The sequence below is a fragment of the Amycolatopsis sp. DSM 110486 genome, from assembly GCF_019468465.1.
Classification (GTDB): Bacteria; Actinomycetota; Actinomycetes; order Mycobacteriales; family Pseudonocardiaceae; genus Amycolatopsis.
This window is the reverse complement of record NZ_CP080519.1, coordinates 3984826-4003200: the sequence shown is the minus strand read 5'-3', so window position 1 is coordinate 4003200 and position 18375 is coordinate 3984826. Positions and strand designations below refer to the sequence as shown.

Below are 18375 nucleotides of genomic sequence, written 5' to 3'. Positions count from 1 at the left end.
ACTCTGAGTCCCTCAAGGTGCCCTTCCTTGTTTCGGAACCTACGCGGCCGCCGTGTCTCCGGTCGCGGCGAGCTTGTGCGCGGAGTGCTTCTTCGCGGCCTTGCCCGGCTTGCCGGGCGCGACGCCGTTCACCGACTCCGTGCTGGTCGCGTAGACACCCAGCGCCCACGCGAGGCCATCGGCGTTGCGGTCCAGGGCGACGCGGTCGACGTTGCCCAGGTTGTCGCACGCCTGGTGGTAACACGGGTCGAACGCGATACCCGCCGTGCCGCCCCACTTCGTAGCCTGGGCCTGGGTCTTGAGCACCTCGGCGCCCGTGTCGAGGCCGCCCGCCGGGATGCCGACGGCGATGAACTCGCCGTAGTCCGAGCGGCCCGTGAAGTCGGTGCCCTCGATGGCGACGCCGCGGCCGGTCAGGTAGTCGACGAACGTCTTCTCGATCTGCGCCGAGCCGTACGGGCCGGGGCCCGCGCCGACGTGGTCGGAATCGTCGCCGTCGTAGGCGAAGTAGCCGGCGTTGGGCGAGCCGATCATGTCGAAGTTCAGGTACAGCGCGAGGTCGAGCTGCTGCTCGAAGCTCAGCGAATCGACGTAGTACGTGGACCCGACGAGCCCGAACTCCTCCGCGCTCCAGAAGCCGAAGCGCACAGCGTTGTTCACCTTCGGCTTCGCGCCCAGCTGCAGCGCGGTCTCGAGCAGGGCCGCGGAGCCCGTGCCGTTGTCGTTGATGCCGGGGCCCGCCGGGACGCTGTCGAGGTGCGAGCCGAGCATCACGACGTTGTCCTTGCGGCCGGTTTTCGTCTCGGCGATCACGTTGTAGCTGGTGCGCGCTTCCTGGAAGGTGCGCAGCTCCAGCTGCACGGTGGCGCCGTCCTTCGCGGCGAGCGCCTGGCCGTCGGCCTGCGACAGGCCGCCGGTGGGGATACGCGCGTCGGCGGGGGTGCCGAGTGTCCCGTTGAGCGGGCCGGGTTCGTTGTTGGAGATGAGCGCGCCGATCGCCCCCGCGTCGGCCGCGGCCTGCTGCTTCTGCGCGAACGGGCACGCGCCGCGCGGCACGAGCACGATCTTGCCGGTCACGCCGGTGTAGTCGCTCGCTTCGCAGCCCGGGGTGGCGTCGGCGGGAACGACAGCCAGGGGCGCGGTGATGCCGCCGACCGGCGTCGACGGCGTGTACTCCATCGCGATCACGGGCACGCCGGCGCCGTCGACGGTGAGCGTCTCGGCGAGGGTTTCGTTGTAGGTGAAGGGAAACTCCTGCCGCGTGACGCTGAAGCCCGCGGCTTCGAGCTTGCCCGCGATGTACTCGGCGGATTTCTTGTGCCCGTCGGTGCTCGCGGCTCGGGTGCCGCCGTTGGCGTCGGCGATGCGCTGCAGCGCGATCAGGTGGCGGTTGACGCCGTCGAGGGTCACCTTCTTCGTCAGCTGCTTGGCGAGATCGTCGCTCTTCGCGGCCACGGCCGGGGTGGTGCCCAGTGCCAGAGTCGCGCAGGCCGCCAGGATCACCGGCGGGATGAGTCTTTTACGAGTTAATGACATGGTTGCTCACCTTTGTGCCCGGTGTCCGGAACGTCAATGCGGCATTCGGCGGAGACTGCGACGTGGGCGATACAGTCGGGCGCATGTACGCGATCACGATCCGCGAACCCGGCGGTCCCGAAGTTCTCGAGTGGACCGAAGTCCCCGACCCCAGCCCCGGCCCCGGTGAAGTGCTGCTCGACGTGGCCGCCGGCGCGGTCAACCGGGCGGACCTGCTGCAGCGCCAGGGCAACTACCCGCCACCGCCCGGGTCGAGCGAGACCATCGGCCTCGAGTGCTCCGGCACGATCGCGGAGCTGGGCGAGGGCGTCGAAGGCTGGCAGGTCGGCGACGAGGTGTGCGCGCTGCTCGCGGGCGGTGGCTACGCCGAGCGCGTGGTCGTGCCCGCCGGCCAGCTCCTGCCCGTGCCCGGTGAGGTCGAGCTGCTCGCGGCGGCCGGGCTGCCGGAGGTCGCGTGCACGGTGTGGGCCAACGTCGTGATGCACGCGAAGCTCGCCGAAGGCCAGACGCTGCTGGTCCACGGCGGCGCGGGCGGCATCGGCACCCACGCGATCCAGGTCGGCAAGGCGCTGGGCGCGACCGTCGCCGTCACCGCCGGTTCGCCCGAGCGACTGGAACGCTGCCGCCAGCTCGGCGCCGACATCACGATCAACTACAAGGATCAGGACTTCGTCGAGGTCCTGCGGGCCGAGGCCAAGGGCGCCGACGTCATCCTCGACAACATGGGCGCGAAGTACCTGCAGCGCAACGTCGACGCACTGCGCACCGACGGCCGGCTCGTGATCATCGGCATGCAGGGCGGGATCAAGGGCGAGCTGAACATCGGCAGCCTGCTGGGCAAACGCGCGAGCGTGTTCGCCGCCGGGTTGCGGTTCCGCCCGCTGGACCAGAAGGCCGCGATCGTCGCCGACGTGCGTGAACGCCTGTGGCCGCTGGTGGAGAACGGGTCCGTGAAGCCGATCATCGGCCAGGTCGTGCCGATGGCCGAGGCCGCTTCCGCGCACCGGATGCTGGAAGACGGCGACGTGTTCGGGAAGATCCTGCTGACCGCGAAGTCCTGAGCCGGGGAGCTGCGCTGGTCGTCAGCGCAGCTCTTCCAGGACGCGCACGAGCTGGTTGATCTCGAAGACGTTGGAGTAGTGCGCGAGCCCGATGCGCACCGCGCCACCCACCTCGCCGACGCCGAGCGACGCGAACACGCCGGCCGATCCGTCGTCGGCGAAGGCGCATAGGCCTTGCGACGCCAGGTACTCCGCGACTTCCGGCGATTTCTTGCCCTGCACGGCGAACGCGAGCGCGGGGATGCGGCGCATCGCGTCGCCGATCACCATCACGTGCCGCAGCGAGCGGAGCTCCGTGGACAGCTGCGCGAGCAGGCCAGCGTGGTACGACTTGGCGGAGCCGAGGGACGTCACGAGTCTTTCGCGGCGCGAGCCGGACGCGGCGTCGTCGAGGCCGGCGAGGTAGTCGATCGAGGCGACGAGTCCGGCCAGCAGCGGGTACGCGTGGGGGCCGAGCTCGAGGCGCGCGGCGCCGCGGGCGGCCGGGTCGAGTGAGGCGGACGGGATGCGTTCGAGCATCTCGGGATCGCGGAACACGAGCGCGCCCACCGACGGGCCGCCCCACGCCTGTGCGGAGACGACCATGACGTCGGCGCCCAGCTCGGCGAGGTCGAGGGGCACGAAGGGGGCCGCGTACGTCGCGTCCACCACCACGAGCGCGCCGACGCGCTTGGCGAACTCGATCACCGTCGGGACGTCGGGTCGCGTGCCGACCGAGCCGGACGCGAGCGTGACCGTGACGGCTTTGGTGCGGGCGGACACGAGGTTCTCGTACTGCCACGCGGGCAGCTCGCACGTCTCGATGTCGATCTCACCCCAGCGCACGACCGCGCCCACACGCTTCGCGGCGCGCTGCCACGGCGCGAGGTTCGCCTCTTCGTCGAGCCGGGACACGACGACCTCGTCGCCGATCGTCCAGCGCTCCGCCAGCGCGTCGACGAGGCGCCTCAGCATCACCGGCGCACTCGGCCCGAGCACGACGGCAGCCGGGTCCGCCCCGACCAGATCTGCCACTGCTCGCCTGGCCGCGGTGACAATGCTCTCCGCACGCTGTGAGGCCGGAAACGCTCCCCCCGGCCCGGACACCGGGGCACGCATGGCCGTCGAAACGGCCGAAGCGACCTGTTCCGGGACCAGCATTCCGGCGGCGCCGTCGAAGTGAATCCAGCCGTCACCCAGCGCGGGGAACAACCCACGGATACGAGCGACGTCGAACGCCATGGTGACACCGTACGGACGTGCGGTTTAGCGGTTACCGCGGGGTTGGGTCCGGGGCCGCGGATGGCGCTAGGCTCGGACACGACCGCCAGCGATTCTGATTGGGATGGAGCCCATGAGCGAGCCGAACTTCCGGCAGACTTCCGACGCCGAGTCGACCCCCCACGTGGTGGTCGTCGGCCCCGACGGGGTCCCGGTCGGCTCCACCGTGCCTGACGGCGATGCCGACGAGGCCGTCGGTGAGCTGATCGAAGAGCCCGCCAAGGTGATGCGCATCGGGACGATGATCAAGCAGCTACTGGAGGAAGTCCGCGCGGCCCCGCTGGACGACGCCAGCCGAAACCGGGTGCGCGAGATCCACCAGAACTCGGTGCGCGAGCTGCAGGAGGCCCTGGCGCCCGAGCTGCGCGAGGAACTGGAGCGCCTGGTGCACCCCTTCGCGGACGACTCGACTCCGTCGGACGCCGAGCTGCGGATCGCGCAGGCCCAGCTGGTGGGGTGGCTGGAGGGGCTGTTCCACGGCATCCAGACGGCCCTGTTCGCCCAGCAGATGGCGGCGCGGGTGCAGCTGGAGCAGATGCGCCGGGGGTTACCGGCGGGGTCGTCGGGTGCGGTGATGCCGGGTGGTCCTGGTGCTGAGGGGCAGAGGCCTGGGATCAGTGGGACTGGGCAGTATTTGTGAGGTCTTGACGTCTTGAGGGTGTTGAGGTCTTGCTCGACGCGCTGAGGCGTTGGTGATGAGGGGATCGTTCGTGCGCTGGGTGGCGTGTGAACGGTCCCTTCTTGCTGTTTTGGGGTGAGTGGGCTTTTCGCGGTTGGTCGGGTTGGCTGGGTTGGTTGGTCGGGTTGGTTGGTGGTCGCGAGCGGTCCCTTCGTGCCCTCGCTCGCGCGCGACCGGTCCTCTCGCACCACTGCCGGAGCGCGACCGGTCCCCTCGCGCCGCCAACTCGGTGCGAACGCTCCCTTCGCACCGCCGGTTGAGTGCGAACGGTCCGGTCGCGCCGTCGACTGAGTGCGAACGGTCCGGTCGCGCCGTCGACCAAGCGCGAAGGGGCCGGTCATACCGGTGGGCGCGAACGGTCCCAGCGCGCCGCCGCATAGCCGCGAACGGTCCCCCCGCTCCGCTGCCGGAGCACGAACGGTCCTCTCGTCCCGTGGGCGGCCGCGAACGGTCCGCCCGAACCGGCGCCGCAGCACGAACGGTCCTTTCGTGCCGGGACCGAGCGCGAACGGTCCTTCCACGCCCAGCCGCCCGCGCGAACGGTCTCCTCGCCGCCGCGCTGCCCAGGCATGAACCGTCCCCTAACGCCGCCGGGTGGGTGCGAACGGTCCAGTCGTGCCGGCGAGCGCGAACCGTCCCGTCGCGCCGCCACGTGAACGCGAAAGGTCCCCTCGCGCCGACGGCCAAGCGCGAAGGGACCGTTCACACCCCCAAGTTCACAAGCTCCCGAAGAACTTCCGGATGTCACCGATCAGCGCGTCCGGTTGTTCGAGGGCCGGGAAGTGGCCGCCGGCCGGGAACTCGGACCAGTGGGCGATGTTGTCGGTGCGTTCGGCGAGGGGGCGGAGGGGCAGGCCGATGTCGTCGGGAAACACCGCGACGCCGGTGGGGACCGTGGAAACGGGGAGGGGCGCGCCCCACGGACCCTCCAACGCGGCGTAGATGCGGGCGGACGAGTTGGCCGTGGCGGTGAACCAGTAGACGGCGACGTCGGTGAGGAGGTCGTCGCGGTCGATGAGGTCGTGGGTGGTGTTGGAGAAGGAGCGGAACTTTTCCGCGATCCACGCGAGTTGGCCGGCGGGTGAGTCGGTGAGGCCGTACGCAAGCGTTTGCGGCTTGGTCGACTGGATGATCGCGTAGCCGGTTCCGGTGTGTTGGAAGGCGCGGGACTTCTCCAACGACCGTTCGGCCAGCGAAAGTTCGGCACCGGTCAAGCCCTCCAAGTCCGACTCCGAGCGGGCGACGGCGGTGGGCAGCATGGTGACGTGCACCCCGAGCACCCGCGAAGGGAACTGCACGCCGAGCTCGCGGGAGATCAACGCACCCCAGTCGCCGCCGTGGGTGCCGAAGCGGTCGTAGCCGAGGGTGGTCATCAGCGAAGCCCAGGCGCGCGCCCCGCGGGCCGGGCCCCAGGCGCGGTCGCGGGTCGGTCCGGAGAAGCCGAAGCCGGGGATCGACGGGACGACCACGTGGAACGCGTCGCGGGGGTCCCCGCCGTACGCGCGCGGGTCGGCGAGCGGTCCGATCACGTCGAGGAACTCCACGATCGACCCGGGCCAGCCGTGCGTCAGCAGCAGCGGCGTGGCCCCCTCCTCGGGCGAGCGGACGTGGAGGAAGTGCACGTTCTCGCCGTCGATGGTGGTGGTGAACTGCGGGAACGCGTTGATCCGCTCCTCGGCCGCCCGCCAGTCGAACCGCAGGCGCCAGTGCTCGGCCAGGTCCTTCACCTCGTCCACCGGAATCCCCAGCTCCCACCCGACGCCCTCGGGCTGGTCCGGCCAGCGCGTCCGGGCGAGCCGTTCGTGCAGGTCGTCGAGGTCGGCTTGCGGGACGTTGACGCGGAACGGGGTGAGAGTCATGCCGAAAACGCTAAAACCCCTTGAGGACAGGTTCGGTCCTCAATCACCCACGCGCTCGACGGAAAACCCGGGCAGCAGGACGTCTTCCCGGCCCAGCGGCGCAGTGGTGATCCGCCCGCCGGCCCATTCGATCCACAGCGCGCCGAAGCCGCGCGGGAACTCCCACCACTCGCCGCTGTCGAAGACGAGCACGGTCCACTCGTCGGGCGAGCCGGCGGTCCGCCAGAAGTAGTCGGCGCCGTCGTCGTCGTACCCCCAGGGCAGCAGGCCGCCCGGTTCGGGGAACAGTGGGTACGGCACGGCGTCGGGAACCTGGCTGCGCCCGTAGGCGAACGACTCGAGCACCGGCTTCGCGCCCTCGACGAGTTTCGCCCACTCGCTCACGGCCAGCGGGTGCCGGATGGTGATCAGCTTGTCCAGGTACAGGGCCGGATAGGTGTCGGCGTAGGCGCGGTAGTCGGCGGGCAGCGCGGTACCCAAGGCGGCTTCCACCGCCGCCCAGTCGATGTCCTGCGGCGAGGCGTGCTCAGTGCCGAAAACGCCTGAGAAATCCGTCGAATCCCCCTCAGCTCGAAGCGATGACATCCAGGACCCGGTCCGCGCCGAGTCCATCCACAGTGGACGCGGCGGCCGAGGACAAAGAGGACCGCAAGCCGGCGTCCGACAGCAGCGAACCCAGTGCGGAAACCACGGCAGGCAGCCGATCCGCCAGCGAACCGGCGTCGCCCAGGCCCACCGCCAGGCCGAGGTCCGTGGCGGCGCGGTAGCCCGGCCCCTGGTTGTCGACCAGTTGCACCGCCGCCGTCGGGATGCCGAGGCAGCAGAGCTCCAGGAAGGTGACGCCGGTGGCGCTGACCGCGACGTCCGTGGTGGCCAGGAGGTCGAGCAGGCCCGAGTGCGGGGCGGCGACCCGCAGGGACTGGCCGGCCGACAAAACCGGCAGAGCGGGCTCGCCGCGGACGAGAGCGTCGGCGGAGAAGGCCAGCCCAGTGGCGGCGAGGGCGCGGAGCAGCAGGCTGACCGTCCCCGACCATTCGGCGCCGCCGCCCAAGACGACCGTGACATGGGGCGAAGGGGAAGCAACAGCGGAGCGGCGGGCCCGAGCAGCCAAGACCCCCGAGCGCAACGCCGTGTATTCGACGCCCCGCAGCAGCACGCCCGAATCATCCGAAGGGCGGGGCGAAGGCGTGAACCCGGCGTCCACCACAACATCCGCAGGCCGGCGGCCGAAGGTGTCGTCCTCAAGGGACACGAGCAGCGCGCCCGCGGCGTTGACCTCGGCGCGCACGTCGCCCAGCGCGTAGTGGTCCACGAGGACCGCGTCGAAGCCGGCGGCCAAGGAAGCCCAGTCAGAAACCGGCAAAACCGGCACCGAAAGCGCGTCGAAACGGGAGGCGAGCCACTCAGCGTTGTCGGTCGTGCCCGCGAAAGAGACGTCCCAGCCGCGAGCGACGGCGCGCTCGGCGTACGCCACGACGCGCGCGATGTGGCCCGCGCCGATCACCGCGGACGCGTCGGCGCGGAGCAGGAGCTTCACTGGCCGAGCTTCTTCTGCTCGACGTGCGCGTTCAAAGCCACCAGATCCGGCCGGGAGCGCAGCAGCGAAACCACCGAACGCCAGGACGCGGGCTGATCACCCAGAACCGAAACAACGGCCGAGAGAAGCTCCCAGTCCTCCGGGGTGTCGAGGGTGACGCGCAGGTCGTCGGCGGCCGGGCTCACCACAATGCCCGTGCACGAGTACCGCGAGGGCTGCCGGTAGATCGCCGACGTCACGTGCTCGCGGTCCGGGCCCTCGGCAATCTCGACCTGCTCGGCGAGCACCGAGGCCCGCACCAACTCCGCGTCGAAGCCCCGCGGCAGCGTCCGCACGAGCGTCGTGCTCACGTAGTCCAGCGACGGTTCCGCGCGCCAAACCGCCGCCAGCCGGCCGATCAAAGCGGGGTCGAGCAGCGGGCAGTCGGCGGTGAGCCGGACCACGGCGTCGGCCGGGTAGGCGGCCAGGGACACGCCGAAGCGCGCCACGACGTCATCCAGCGGCCCGCGCGCGACCAGAGCCCCGCAGCGCACGGCCTCCTCGGCGACCGCGTCGTCGTCGGCCGCGTCCGAGGTGGCGACGACGACCTGGTCCACACCGGGAGCGGCCGCCGCCGCGCGGACGACCCAGCCGAGGACACTGCGCCCGGCCAGGGGCCGCAGCACCTTGCCCGGCAGGCGCGTCGAGGAGGACCGGGCCTGGATCACGGCGTTGACGCCGAGGCCTTCACGCATGGGTGACATGATGGCCTGCGGCAACGCGCCAGAACCAAGAACCCCAACCGCGGAGGTCGTCGATGTCCGAGCTGGATGGCTCCAGCATCCTGCTCACCGGCGGGACCGGCTCATTTGGCAAGGCGTTCATCACCTACGCCCTGGCGGAGTTGAACCCCAGCCGCCTGGTCGTGCTCTCCCGCGATGAGCTGAAGCAGTACGAAGCGCGACAACTGTTCAACGACGACCCGCGGCTGCGCTGGTTCATCGGTGACGTCCGCGACCGCCGCCGCCTCGAGCGCGCCATGCACGGCGTCGACTACGTCGTGCACGCCGCGGCGCTCAAGCAGGTGGACACGGGTGAGTACAACCCGTTCGAGTTCGTCCAGACCAACGTGATGGGCTCGCAGAACGTCATCGAGGCCGCGATCGACACCGGCGTGAAGAAGGTCGTCGCGCTGTCGACCGACAAGGCGTCGAGCCCGATCAACCTCTACGGCGCCACCAAGCTGTGCGCCGACCGCATGTTCATCAGCGGCAACCACTACGCGGCCGCGCACGTCACGCGGTTCTCCGTGGTGCGCTACGGCAACGTGATGGGCTCGCGCGGCAGCGTGATCCCGTTCTTCCGCAAGCTCGCCGAGCAGGGCGAGTCGCTGCCGATCACGCACAAGGACATGACGCGGTTCTGGATCACGCTGCCGCAGGCCGTGCAGTTCGTGGTGGACTCGTTCGACCAGATGCACGGCGGTGAGCTGTACGTGCCGCGGATCCCGAGCATGCGGCTCGTCGACCTCGCGCAGGCCATCGCGCCGGGTTCGCCGATGCACGAGGTGGGCGTGCGCCCGGGCGAGAAGCTGCACGAGGAGATGATCGCGCCCGACGACGCGCGCCGGACCGTTCAGCTGCCGGACCGCTACGTCGTGCAGCCGCACCTGGCGGGCTGGGGCTACGAGGCGCCCGCCGACGGCAAACCGATGCCCGAAGGGTTCGCGTACCGCTCGGACACCAACGACCTGTGGCTCGAAGCGGACGAACTTCGCAAGCTGGTCGAGCAGTATGGCTGAGTCCGACGCCGCCTCCGCGGGAAAGAGCACGTCGGCGGAGTTTCTCCCGTACGGCCGCCAGTCCGTGACCGACGAGGACATCGCCGCCGTCACCGAGGTCCTGCGCGGCGACTGGCTCACCACCGGTCCCGCCGTCGCGCGGTTCGAGGCCGACCTGGCTCTGCACACCGGCGGGACCCCGGCCGTTGTCGTCACTTCGGGCACGGCGGCGCTGCACGTCGCGTACGCGGCCGCCGCGATCAAGCCTGGTGACGAGGTCGTGGCGTCGCCGATGACGTTCGTCGCCACCGCCGCCACCGCCGCGCTGCACGGCGCGAAGGTGGTCTTCGCCGACGTCGAGCCGGACACCGGCAACCTCGCCGTCGAGGCCGCGGCGGCTCTCGTGACCGACCGCACGAAGGTCGTGGCCGCCGTCGACTACGCCGGCCACCCCGCCGAGCTCGACGCGCTGGCCGAGGTCGCGCACAACGCGGGCGCACTGCTGCTGGAAGACGCGGCGCACTCCGTGGGCGGCAGCTGGCAGGGCCGCCCGGTCGGCTCGCTCGCCGACCTGACCACGTTCTCGTTCTTCCCGACCAAGAACCTCACGACGGCCGAAGGTGGCGCCGTCGTGACCGCGTCGCCGGAGCTGCTCGGCCGCGCCCAGGCCTTCCGCAACCACGGCCTCGTGCGCGACAAGGCCCTGCAGCGCTACCCGGACGAGGGTGGCTGGCACCAGGAGGTGCACGAGTTCGGCCTGAACTACCGCCTGCCCGACGTCCTGTGCGCCCTGGGCAGCAGCCAGCTCACCCGCTTGGCCGAGTTCAAGAAGCGCCGCGCCGAGATCCACGCGCGCTACAACGGGGCTCTGGCCGACGTCGGCGGAGTCCTCACCCCGCCCTCGCGGCCCGGCGCCGACCCCGTCTGGCACCTCTACCCGCTGCGCGTCCTCGACGGCCGCCGCCGCGCACTGTTCGACCACCTGCGCGGGCTGGGCATCGGCGTGCAGGTCAACTACATCCCCGCCTACTGGCACCCGGTCTTCGAGGACCTCGGCTACCGCCGCGGCCTGTGCCCGAACGCCGAGGCGTACTACGAGCAGGAGCTGTCGCTGCCGCTCTTCCCGTCCCTGACGGACGCGGATGTGGACCGGGTTGTGGACGGCGTGCGGAGCTTCTTCGGGGTCTGACCCTCACCGCGCACCACCACCGCGTGCCACACCAGCACCAACGGCACCACCACCAGCTCCAGCACGATCGCCGCCCGGAACACCGGGTGGGGCGCGCCCACCCGCCGGGCCGAGATCAGCCGGGGCACCCCGCCGACGGCGGCCGTGCCGAGGACGACACGCGTGGTCGCCGCGCGTTTTTCCGGATGGCGGAGCGACCACCAGAGCGCGAGGCCCGCTGCGGTCCAGAAGGTGTTGACGAAGCGGTATTCGCTGTCGACGCTGGGCGCGGCGGGGGCGCCGCCCGGGGCGCGCTCCGGGCCGCCCAAAATCCCGGTCAGGCCGCTGGCGACGGGGATCGCCCCGAGGACGCCGAGGACGGTCAGCAACGCCTTGCGCGACTTCGCTCGTGCCATGCGGCCGAGACTAGATCAGGTCCCAGGTCAAAGCCGTGCCTTTTGCGGCGTCGACGCGGAAGGTGCGGCCCAGCACCGTCGTGATCTCGGCCGGCGCCAGGCCCCCGGCCGGGCGGATGGACCGGACGTTCGACGAGGTCACCTCGTCGCCCGCGCGGACGTCTGCCACGACGTACAACGAGCGGCGCAGGCGAAGGCCTTCCTGCTCGCTCTCGCGCGGGCCGATCACCGGGCGGCCGAGGGCCTCCCACGCGCGGTGACTCTCGGTCACCAGCGCGGCCAGCTCGGCGGGCTCCAGCGAGAACTCCGAGTCCACACCACCGTCGGCGCGAGCGAGCGTCACGTGCTTCTCGATCGCCACCGCGCCCAGCGCGACGGCGGCCAGCGGCGCGCCGATGCCCGGCGTGTGGTCGGACAGGCCGACGAGCGTGCCCGTGACGCCGGCGAGCACCGGCAGGCCACGCAGGTTGCTTTCGGACGGCGAGGCCGGGTAGCTGGCGGTGCAGCCGAGCACGATGAGCTGGTCGTTGCCGGCGTCGCGGGCGGTGCGGACGGCGGCGTCGATCTCCGCGATGCTCGCCATGCCCGTCGAGATGACGAGCGGCTTGCCGGTGCGGGCGCACAAGTCAACCAGCGGCAGGTCGACGATCTCGGAAGACGCGATCTTGTACGCGGGCACGTCGAGCGATTCCAGCAGCTCCACGGCCGTCGGGTCGAACGGGCTGGAGAACGCCTCCAGGCCGCGCGCGCGGGCGCGCTCGAAAATGGGTTCGTGCCATTCCCACGGGGTGTGGGCCTTTTCGTACAGCTTGTACAGGTTTTCCCCGCCCCACAAGGAATGTCCGTCGCCGATGCGGAAGGCGGGGCCGTCGACGTCGATCGTGATCGTGTCGGGGCGGTAGGTCTGGAGCTTCACCGCCTGCGCGCCGGCATCGGCGATGGCATCGACGATCGCGAGAGCGCGGTCGAGGTCGCCGTTGTGGTTGCCGGACATCTCGGCGATGACGAACGGCGGCCGGTCCGGGCCGAGCGTGTGGGCGCCGATGCGGACTTCGGACATGGGTGGCGTCCTCCCGGTGGTGCGCGTGCGGGTCACCCCCGAGTCTTGCGCAGCCACCGGAAGCCGTTCTCGGCGGGCGCCGACTCGACGTACCCGGCGCGCTCGAACAATGCCGCCGAAGCCGCGTTGTCCTGGTGCACGGCGGCGAGGATCGCGCTCACCGTCTCACGCTCGATGAGCACGCGTTCGCCGAGCGTGAGCACAGCGAGGGAAAGTCCCCGACCACGGCTCGCCGGAGCGAGCGTGATGCTGACTTCCCACTCCCCCGGTCGTTCCCGGTCGAACCGCACGGTGCCCACGGGCCCGTCGTCGTCGGAAACGACCAGCAGGAGCCGATCCGGCGAAGCCAGCACGCCGCGCAGCCACCGCAAGTGGTCAGCTAGCTCGATCACGCCACTTGACCGCGACGCCTCCCGCGTGCGCAGGTCGTTTCGCCAGGCCAGCAGCAGCTCGGCGTCGGCCTCGGTGGCCTCGCGAGCCGCGAGCGGGCTCACTGGGCCGACGGCGCCAGGCGGTTGTCCTCGAGGCGGCGCAGCCGGTCCTCGTACCGCGCGATGCCGGCGAGCCGGACGCGGATCTGCGCGTGCTGGCGCTGGATCTCCTCGATCAGCGACCGCGACTCGGCGATCTCAGCGCTGTCGGCGCGCGGCACGAGTGCCATCGACTCCCGCAGCGTCTCGAGCTGCGCCTCCTGCGCGGCGATGTGGGGGATGATCCGGTCGAGCTCGGCGCGGGTCCAGAGCAGGTCGCCGCGGGCGTGCTCGAGGCCCGACTCCGCGGCGTCGAGCCGGCGCCGGTGGTCGGCGGTCGCGTGCTCGAGGTCGTTGACGCGGTGGTTCAGGTCGCGAACGGTCTCGCGCATCCGCTCTTCGATGCGGAAGTCGATGAGCCGGGCGATCCGGTTGAACAGGCCGGAGCGGAGTTTCTGGACTGCCATGGGGACGGTTCCTTCGGGATTCGGAAAACTGGGTCAGCGCAGCAGAACGGTGTCGCCGGTCCGGGTCCACGTGTCCAGCAGCCTGCCCTCGGCGGCGATCTGATGCTCGGGACCCACGATGCAGGAATCGCCGGCAGCGTGCTCCCACGAAGTCTGGTTCGGGTTGTCGATGAAGGAGAACCCGGTGAGGACCAGCTGCGCGTCGGGGAACGACGTGCGCGCGATCCACGCCGCGAGCGTGCCCGTGGTCGACCAGGTCGACTCGGTGCGCGTCGGCAGGCCGAGCGCGTCGGACAACGGCAACACGACCTCACGGTTGGGCACCGGCACGAACCCCAGGTCAGCGGGCCACCAGCCCGGCAGCGCCTCCGGTTCCCAGTGCAGCCGGCCCGGCTCCACCAGCAGGTACAGCCTGCTGCGGTAGTCCCGGAAAACGTGGCGAGTGGCCCGCACGGCGCGGTTGAAGACCACGGCGTGGACCTTGCGCCCGGTCACCTCCGGGCCTTCCGGCTCATCGACGACGAAACCGTTGACGCGGATCACGAGATCGCAGTCGTCCACGGCCTTCGCCCGAGCCGAGTCCGGGTCCAGGGGCTGGTTGCCGACGACCGCGACCGACTTGGGGTCGGGACGATCGGCGTACGCCGCGAGGAGATCGACCATCAGGCTCGCCGCACCGAGAGCAGCAGTCATGGAGTAAGAAACTACCAGGACACACCGCGTGTCCGGTGCGGCATCGACAGGTCCGGCGCACGCCTGGGCCGGGGCGTCCCGAGGACGAGACCTCCGATCGGTACCCTCGTCCACGTGCATGCCACCAGCACGGTTCACGTAGCCGAACCCGAGGTCTCGATGCCGTTACCACCTGCGTCGGACCGCAAGACGTTCTCCAGGGCGATCGCCGACATCAAGGAGGGTCTCGCAGCTCGCCAGCTGTGGACCCACCTTGGCTGGCAGGACATCAAACAGCGCTACCGCCGGTCGGTGATCGGTCCGTTCTGGATCACGATCAGCCAGGCGGTCATCGCGCTGGGGCTGGGCCTGCTGTACTCACAGCTGTTCAACCTGCCCATCCAGGTGTTCCTGCCCTACATCTCCACCGGGTTCATCATCTGGGGCTTCATCCAGGGCTGTCTGTCCGAGGGCATGGAGACGTTCATCGCGAACGAGGGGATGATCAAGCAGCTCCCCGCGCCGCTGAGTGTCTACGTGCTGCGCACCGTCTGGCGTCAGACCCTGTTGCTCGCGCACAACATGATCGTGTACTTCGTGCTGCTGATCATCTTCTTCGGCGCGCTCGACGGGCCGTACTCGCTCGGCACGAAGACCGGCGCGTGCGTCCCGGACAAGTTCTGCCACCCGGGCCTGAGCTGGAACATCTTCCTCGCCATTCCGGGCTTCCTGCTGCTGGGACTCACCGCGTGCTGGGCCGCGCTGCTGCTCGGGATCATCTCGACGCGCTTCCGCGACATCCCGCAGGTGATCAACTCCCTGATCCAGCTGCTGTTCTACGCAACGCCGATCGTCTGGCCGGTCGACCAGCTCGAGGCCGGTGGCGCGCGCGACAGCGTGTCCTGGGCGTTGCCGTTCATCAAGGCGAACCCGCTGTACCACTACATGCAGGTGACCCGGGCCCCACTACTCGGGGAAGCCGTGAGCTGGACCAGCTGGGCCGTCGTCGGCGGGCTCACGATCGTCGGCTGGGCGCTCGCGCTCGTCGCCATGCGCAATTACCGCTCTCGCGTCTCGTATTGGGTGTGACACATGGTCAGCATTGACGTTCACAACGCGTACGTCGACTTCCCGATCTTCGACGCCAAGACGCGGTCGATGAAGAAGCGCGTGCTGGGCAAGGTCGGCGGCAAGATCGGCACGGACCAGAAGGTGCCGATCATCGAGGCGCTGCACGACGTGACCCTGAAGCTGCGCGAAGGCGACCGCGTGGGCCTGGTCGGCCACAACGGCGCCGGCAAGTCCACGCTGCTGCGCCTGCTCGCCGGCATCTACGAGCCCACCCGCGGTGCGGCCCGGATCACCGGCAAGATCGCCCCGGTCTTCGACCTCGGCATCGGCATGGACCCGGAGATCTCCGGCGTCGAGAACATCATCATCCGCGGCCTCTTCCTCGGCATGACCGCCAAGGAGATGGAGAAGCGGGTCGACGACATCGCGGAGTTCACCGAGCTCGGCGACTACCTGCAGATGCCGCTGCGCACGTACTCCACGGGTATGCGCGTGCGCCTGGCGCTGGGTGTCGTCACCTCGATCGACCCCGAGATCCTGATCCTCGACGAGGGCATCGGCGCGGTCGACGCGGCGTTCCTCAACAAGGCCCGCGACCGCCTCAAGGACCTGGTGAAGCGCTCCGGCATCCTGGTCTTCGCGAGCCACTCCGACGAGTTCCTCTTCGAGCTCTGCGACTCCGCGATCTGGATGGACGAGGGCAACGTCAAGCAGCAGGGTTCGCTGCGCGAGGTCCTCACCGGCTACAAGGGCCGCGACCCGTTCGAGAACATGAGCCAGGAAGGCCTGGAGCGGCTCGGCATCGAGCCCGTGGGCACGAAGAACGGCGGGGAATGATGACCAGCGAGACCCAGCAGCTGCCCGAGGGCGCCGTCGTCGGCGTGGTGGTGACGCGCCACCGTCGTGAGCTGCTCGCGGACTCGCTGAAGATCATCGCCGCGCAGACGCGGCCGGTCGACCACCTCGTGGTGGTCGACAACGGTCCGGACCAGTCGGCGCGGGACGTCGTCGAGGCGTACCCGCTGCCCTACACGTACCTGCCTTCGCACCGGAACCTCGGCGGCGCGGGCGGGTTCGCGCTCGGCATGCTCCACGCACTCGCCCTCGGCGCCGAGTGGGTCTGGCTCGCCGACGACGACGGCCGTCCCGCCGACGAGCACGTGCTGCAGATCCTGTTGGAGGAAGCGGAAAAGCGCGGCCTCGCGGAGATCTCGCCGGTGGTGGCGAACATCAACGCGCCGGCCAAGCTCGCGTTCCCGTTGCGGCGCGGGCTCACGTGGAAGCGCTCGTCGGCGGAGCTGGGCACGGACTTCCTGCCGGGCATCGCGTCGCTCATGAACGGCGCGTTGTTCCGCGCGTCCACTTTGGATGTCACGGGCGTGCCGGACCTGCGCCTGTTCTTCCGCGGCGACGAGGTGGAGCTGCACCGCCGGCTCGTGCGCTCGGGCCTGCCGTTCGGCACGTCGCTGCGCACGACCTACCTGCACCCCGACGGCTCGGACGAGTTCAAACCCATGCTGGGCGGGAGGTTCCACGCGCAGGACCCCGAGAACGAGGTCAAGCGCTACTACACCTACCGCAACCGCGGCTACCTGCTCTCGCAGCCGGGCATGCGCAAGATCGGCGCGTTGGAAGTGATCCGCTTCGGCCTGTACTTCGTGGGCGTGAAGCGCGATCCGAAGGCGTTCCTGCAGTGGCTGAAGCTGGTGCGGCAAGGCCGGGCGGAGAAGTTCTACCGCTACTGAGACTCAGTACGAAAAGGGCCCCTCGAACGCGAGGGGCCCTTTTCGTACAGCCAGAGCTACTCCCCGATCACCGGCGGAGCGGCACGCAGGTCGGCGCCGTACTCGTCGTCTTCGTCCACATGGGAGAAGAAGCGCGCGCCGTCCGCTTCGTCCTCTTCGTAGCGAGCGTCACCGCCACCCATCCCCATGCCCATGCCGGCCCGCGCGGGCGCGCCGCTGAGGCCACCCGCACCGCCCGGCGCGGCGCCTTCGCCCGGGCCGAAGCCGCCGCCGCGGCTGAACTTGGACTGGTACTCCTCGTCGGCGCCGAAGCCGCCGCCACCACCAGCGCCCATGCTGCCGCCCATCGGCATCGCGCCCATGGGCATCCCGCCGGCGCCCGACGCACCCGCGGCACCGGCCTGCTGCTGGCCCGCCGCGGGCTCGAAGCTCGACGCCGTGGTGGCGGCGTTGGGGGCGGGCGGCACGTGGCCGGAGCCCGTGATCTGGCTCGGCGCGGACGAAACCTGGCCGCCGGAATCGGAGCCACCGCCGCCGTGGTGGTCGGTGGAGGTCGCGGCCGCGGGGAGGACGGCCGAGGCCGTGGTCACGCTGCCCGTGCCGAACTTCGGCGGGTCCGCGAACACCGGCTGCTTCGACGCGGCCGAGTACAGCGAGTGGTCGTAGTCCGACATCGTCTGCGCGGCCTGCTCGTGAGCCGACTGGCTGGCCTGCTGCTTCTTCAGCGACTGGTCGACGGTGTCGCCGAGGTCGAACGGGCCGGCCGACGTCCAGTGCGCCATCTCGTCGGTCCAGTCGAACGGGATCGACTCGGTCATCGCATTGCGCGCGTTCTGCGCGGCCGTGCCCTGGTCGTCGACGGTCTGCGCGGCGAGCTTCGCGTTCTGCGCCGTGGCGTCGGCCCACGAGCCGAGCGTGGCGAAGTAGGCCTGCGCGCTCTCGGCCGCGCTGCCCTCCCACGAGCCCTTGGACTTGTTGACGGCCTCGGTCAGCTGCGTCGCGAAGTCGTCGAAGGCCTTGGTGACCTCGGTGTAGGCCGCGGAGACGTCGGCGACCTGCTTCACGTCGAGGTTCGTGGTCACGAACTGCTGGAGCTGCTCGTGGGTGTGGCCGAGGTAGTCGGCGTCGGACGGCTCGAGCCCCGGCTGCGGCGCGGTCATGCGAGGTCCCCCGTCTTGTGGGCGGCGTGCGCGTCGACGGCGCTGTCCTCACCGGTGCGGTAGACGCCGCCGGCGCGGGCCAGCGCCTCGTCGGCCTCGGTCAGCACGTCGCGGAACTGCCCCAGCGCCGACCGGACGGACCCGACGTCCTGCGACGCGGCCTTGAGGTCGTGGGCCGCCACCGCGTGCCCGTACGGGTGGCTCCCGAGCTGCGGGGCCTGGTCCAGCGCGGCCGTGGAACCGGTCAGCCGGTCCACGCGCGTCACCATGTCGGACAGCGCCTGGCGCAGGCCCTCGAGCGCTTCACCGGAGATGGTGAAGCTGCCCGACTTCGCGGCGTTCACGAGTTTCGTCGTCTCGGCCGCCGCGGCAGCGACGGCCTTCGGGTCCAGGCCGGCGACCTGTCCCGGCTCCACCAAGGTCATGACCCGAAGTCTACTGACGACGACGGCCGC

Annotated in this window: 20 protein-coding genes; 7 read left to right on the top strand and 13 right to left on the bottom strand. The window is 70.4% G+C overall.

Annotated elements, in window-relative coordinates:
- Positions 1 to 39: 39 nt before the first annotated feature.
- Positions 40 to 1536 (bottom strand): M28 family metallopeptidase, encoded by a 1497-nt coding sequence (locus K1T34_RS19385; RefSeq protein ID WP_220245649.1) that lies wholly within the window; start codon positions 1534 to 1536, stop codon positions 40 to 42.
- 83 nt (positions 1537 to 1619) lie between these two features.
- Here K1T34_RS19385 and K1T34_RS19380 point away from each other — a divergent pair, with 83 nt between their 5' ends.
- A complete protein-coding gene (locus K1T34_RS19380; protein WP_220245648.1) occupies positions 1620 to 2597 on the top strand; it encodes an NAD(P)H-quinone oxidoreductase in 978 nt (325 codons plus the stop codon).
- A gap of 21 nt (positions 2598 to 2618) precedes the next feature.
- On the opposite strand, the gene K1T34_RS19375 is transcribed toward K1T34_RS19380, so the two are convergent.
- Complete coding sequence (locus tag K1T34_RS19375) at positions 2619 to 3818, bottom strand: cysteine desulfurase-like protein (protein WP_220245647.1); 1200 nt, start codon at positions 3816 to 3818, stop codon at positions 2619 to 2621.
- A 103-nt stretch (positions 3819 to 3921) separates the two neighbouring features.
- On the opposite strand from K1T34_RS19375, the gene K1T34_RS19370 reads away from it, so the two are divergent.
- The gene (locus tag K1T34_RS19370; RefSeq protein WP_220245646.1) at positions 3922 to 4497 is read left to right on the top strand and encodes a bacterial proteasome activator family protein; all 576 of its coding nucleotides are present in this window, start codon (positions 3922 to 3924) and stop codon (positions 4495 to 4497) included.
- 755 nt (positions 4498 to 5252) lie between these two features.
- Here the strand turns inward: K1T34_RS19370 and K1T34_RS19365 are convergent.
- Genes K1T34_RS19365 through K1T34_RS19350 form a run of 4 tightly spaced genes read right to left on the bottom strand, consistent with a single transcriptional unit; the run spans position 5253 to position 8675 of the window.
- The gene (locus K1T34_RS19365; protein ID WP_220245645.1) at positions 5253 to 6395 is read right to left on the bottom strand and encodes an epoxide hydrolase family protein; all 1143 of its coding nucleotides are present in this window, start codon (positions 6393 to 6395) and stop codon (positions 5253 to 5255) included.
- Positions 6396 to 6434: 39 nt separating this feature from the next.
- The gene (locus tag K1T34_RS19360) at positions 6435 to 6980 is read right to left on the bottom strand and encodes an SMI1/KNR4 family protein (protein WP_220245644.1); all 546 of its coding nucleotides are present in this window, start codon (positions 6978 to 6980) and stop codon (positions 6435 to 6437) included.
- Positions 6961 to 7932: a spore coat protein gene (locus K1T34_RS19355; protein ID WP_220245643.1), complete on the bottom strand. Its 972-nt coding sequence runs from the start codon at positions 7930 to 7932 to the stop codon at positions 6961 to 6963. The genes K1T34_RS19360 and K1T34_RS19355 overlap by 20 nt, the downstream gene beginning before the upstream one ends.
- Positions 7929 to 8675 carry a cytidylyltransferase domain-containing protein gene (locus K1T34_RS19350; RefSeq protein WP_370643739.1) on the bottom strand — a complete coding sequence of 249 codons (747 nt, stop codon included), beginning with the start codon at positions 8673 to 8675 and terminating at the stop codon, positions 7929 to 7931. The genes K1T34_RS19355 and K1T34_RS19350 overlap by 4 nt, the downstream gene beginning before the upstream one ends.
- A gap of 53 nt (positions 8676 to 8728) precedes the next feature.
- Between K1T34_RS19350 and pseB the strand changes: the two genes are divergently transcribed.
- A complete protein-coding gene (gene pseB, locus K1T34_RS19345) occupies positions 8729 to 9712 on the top strand; it encodes a UDP-N-acetylglucosamine 4,6-dehydratase (inverting) (RefSeq protein WP_220245641.1) in 984 nt (327 codons plus the stop codon).
- The gene (locus K1T34_RS19340) at positions 9705 to 10880 is read left to right on the top strand and encodes a DegT/DnrJ/EryC1/StrS aminotransferase family protein (protein WP_220245640.1); all 1176 of its coding nucleotides are present in this window, start codon (positions 9705 to 9707) and stop codon (positions 10878 to 10880) included. The genes pseB and K1T34_RS19340 overlap by 8 nt, the downstream gene beginning before the upstream one ends.
- Here K1T34_RS19340 and K1T34_RS19335 read toward each other — a convergent pair.
- Genes K1T34_RS19335 through K1T34_RS19315 form a run of 5 tightly spaced genes read right to left on the bottom strand, consistent with a single transcriptional unit; the run spans position 10784 to position 13935 of the window.
- A complete protein-coding gene (locus K1T34_RS19335; RefSeq protein WP_220245639.1) occupies positions 10784 to 11275 on the bottom strand; it encodes a DUF4345 domain-containing protein in 492 nt (163 codons plus the stop codon). The two genes, K1T34_RS19340 and K1T34_RS19335, sit on opposite strands and share 97 nt — an antisense overlap.
- A gap of 10 nt (positions 11276 to 11285) precedes the next feature.
- On the bottom strand, positions 11286 to 12335 hold the full coding sequence (gene pseI, locus K1T34_RS19330; protein WP_220245638.1) for a pseudaminic acid synthase: 1050 nt from the start codon (positions 12333 to 12335) through the stop codon (positions 11286 to 11288).
- 32 nt (positions 12336 to 12367) lie between these two features.
- Positions 12368 to 12829, bottom strand: a complete 462-nt coding sequence (locus K1T34_RS19325) for a GNAT family N-acetyltransferase (protein WP_220245637.1) — start codon at positions 12827 to 12829, stop codon at positions 12368 to 12370.
- Positions 12826 to 13272, bottom strand: a complete 447-nt coding sequence (locus tag K1T34_RS19320; protein ID WP_220245636.1) for a hypothetical protein — start codon at positions 13270 to 13272, stop codon at positions 12826 to 12828. The genes K1T34_RS19325 and K1T34_RS19320 overlap by 4 nt, the downstream gene beginning before the upstream one ends.
- A gap of 33 nt (positions 13273 to 13305) precedes the next feature.
- Positions 13306 to 13935: a hypothetical protein gene (locus K1T34_RS19315; RefSeq protein WP_220247290.1), complete on the bottom strand. Its 630-nt coding sequence runs from the start codon at positions 13933 to 13935 to the stop codon at positions 13306 to 13308.
- A gap of 144 nt (positions 13936 to 14079) precedes the next feature.
- On the opposite strand from K1T34_RS19315, the gene K1T34_RS19310 reads away from it, so the two are divergent.
- The 3 genes from K1T34_RS19310 to K1T34_RS19300 are packed head-to-tail and all read left to right on the top strand — an operon-like array spanning position 14080 to position 16760.
- Entirely contained in the window at positions 14080 to 15033 is a 954-nt protein-coding gene (locus tag K1T34_RS19310) for an ABC transporter permease (protein ID WP_220245635.1), read from the top strand.
- 3 nt (positions 15034 to 15036) lie between these two features.
- On the top strand, positions 15037 to 15852 hold the full coding sequence (locus K1T34_RS19305) for an ABC transporter ATP-binding protein (protein ID WP_220245634.1): 816 nt from the start codon (positions 15037 to 15039) through the stop codon (positions 15850 to 15852).
- Complete coding sequence (locus K1T34_RS19300; protein WP_220245633.1) at positions 15852 to 16760, top strand: glycosyltransferase; 909 nt, start codon at positions 15852 to 15854, stop codon at positions 16758 to 16760. The genes K1T34_RS19305 and K1T34_RS19300 overlap by 1 nt, the downstream gene beginning before the upstream one ends.
- A 56-nt stretch (positions 16761 to 16816) precedes the next feature.
- On the opposite strand, the gene K1T34_RS19295 is transcribed toward K1T34_RS19300, so the two are convergent.
- Positions 16817 to 17920, bottom strand: coding sequence for a hypothetical protein (locus K1T34_RS19295; RefSeq protein ID WP_220245632.1), 1104 nt, complete (start codon positions 17918 to 17920; stop codon positions 16817 to 16819).
- Complete coding sequence (locus K1T34_RS19290; RefSeq protein ID WP_220245631.1) at positions 17917 to 18345, bottom strand: hypothetical protein; 429 nt, start codon at positions 18343 to 18345, stop codon at positions 17917 to 17919. The genes K1T34_RS19295 and K1T34_RS19290 overlap by 4 nt, the downstream gene beginning before the upstream one ends.
- Positions 18346 to 18375 lie beyond the last annotated feature (30 nt).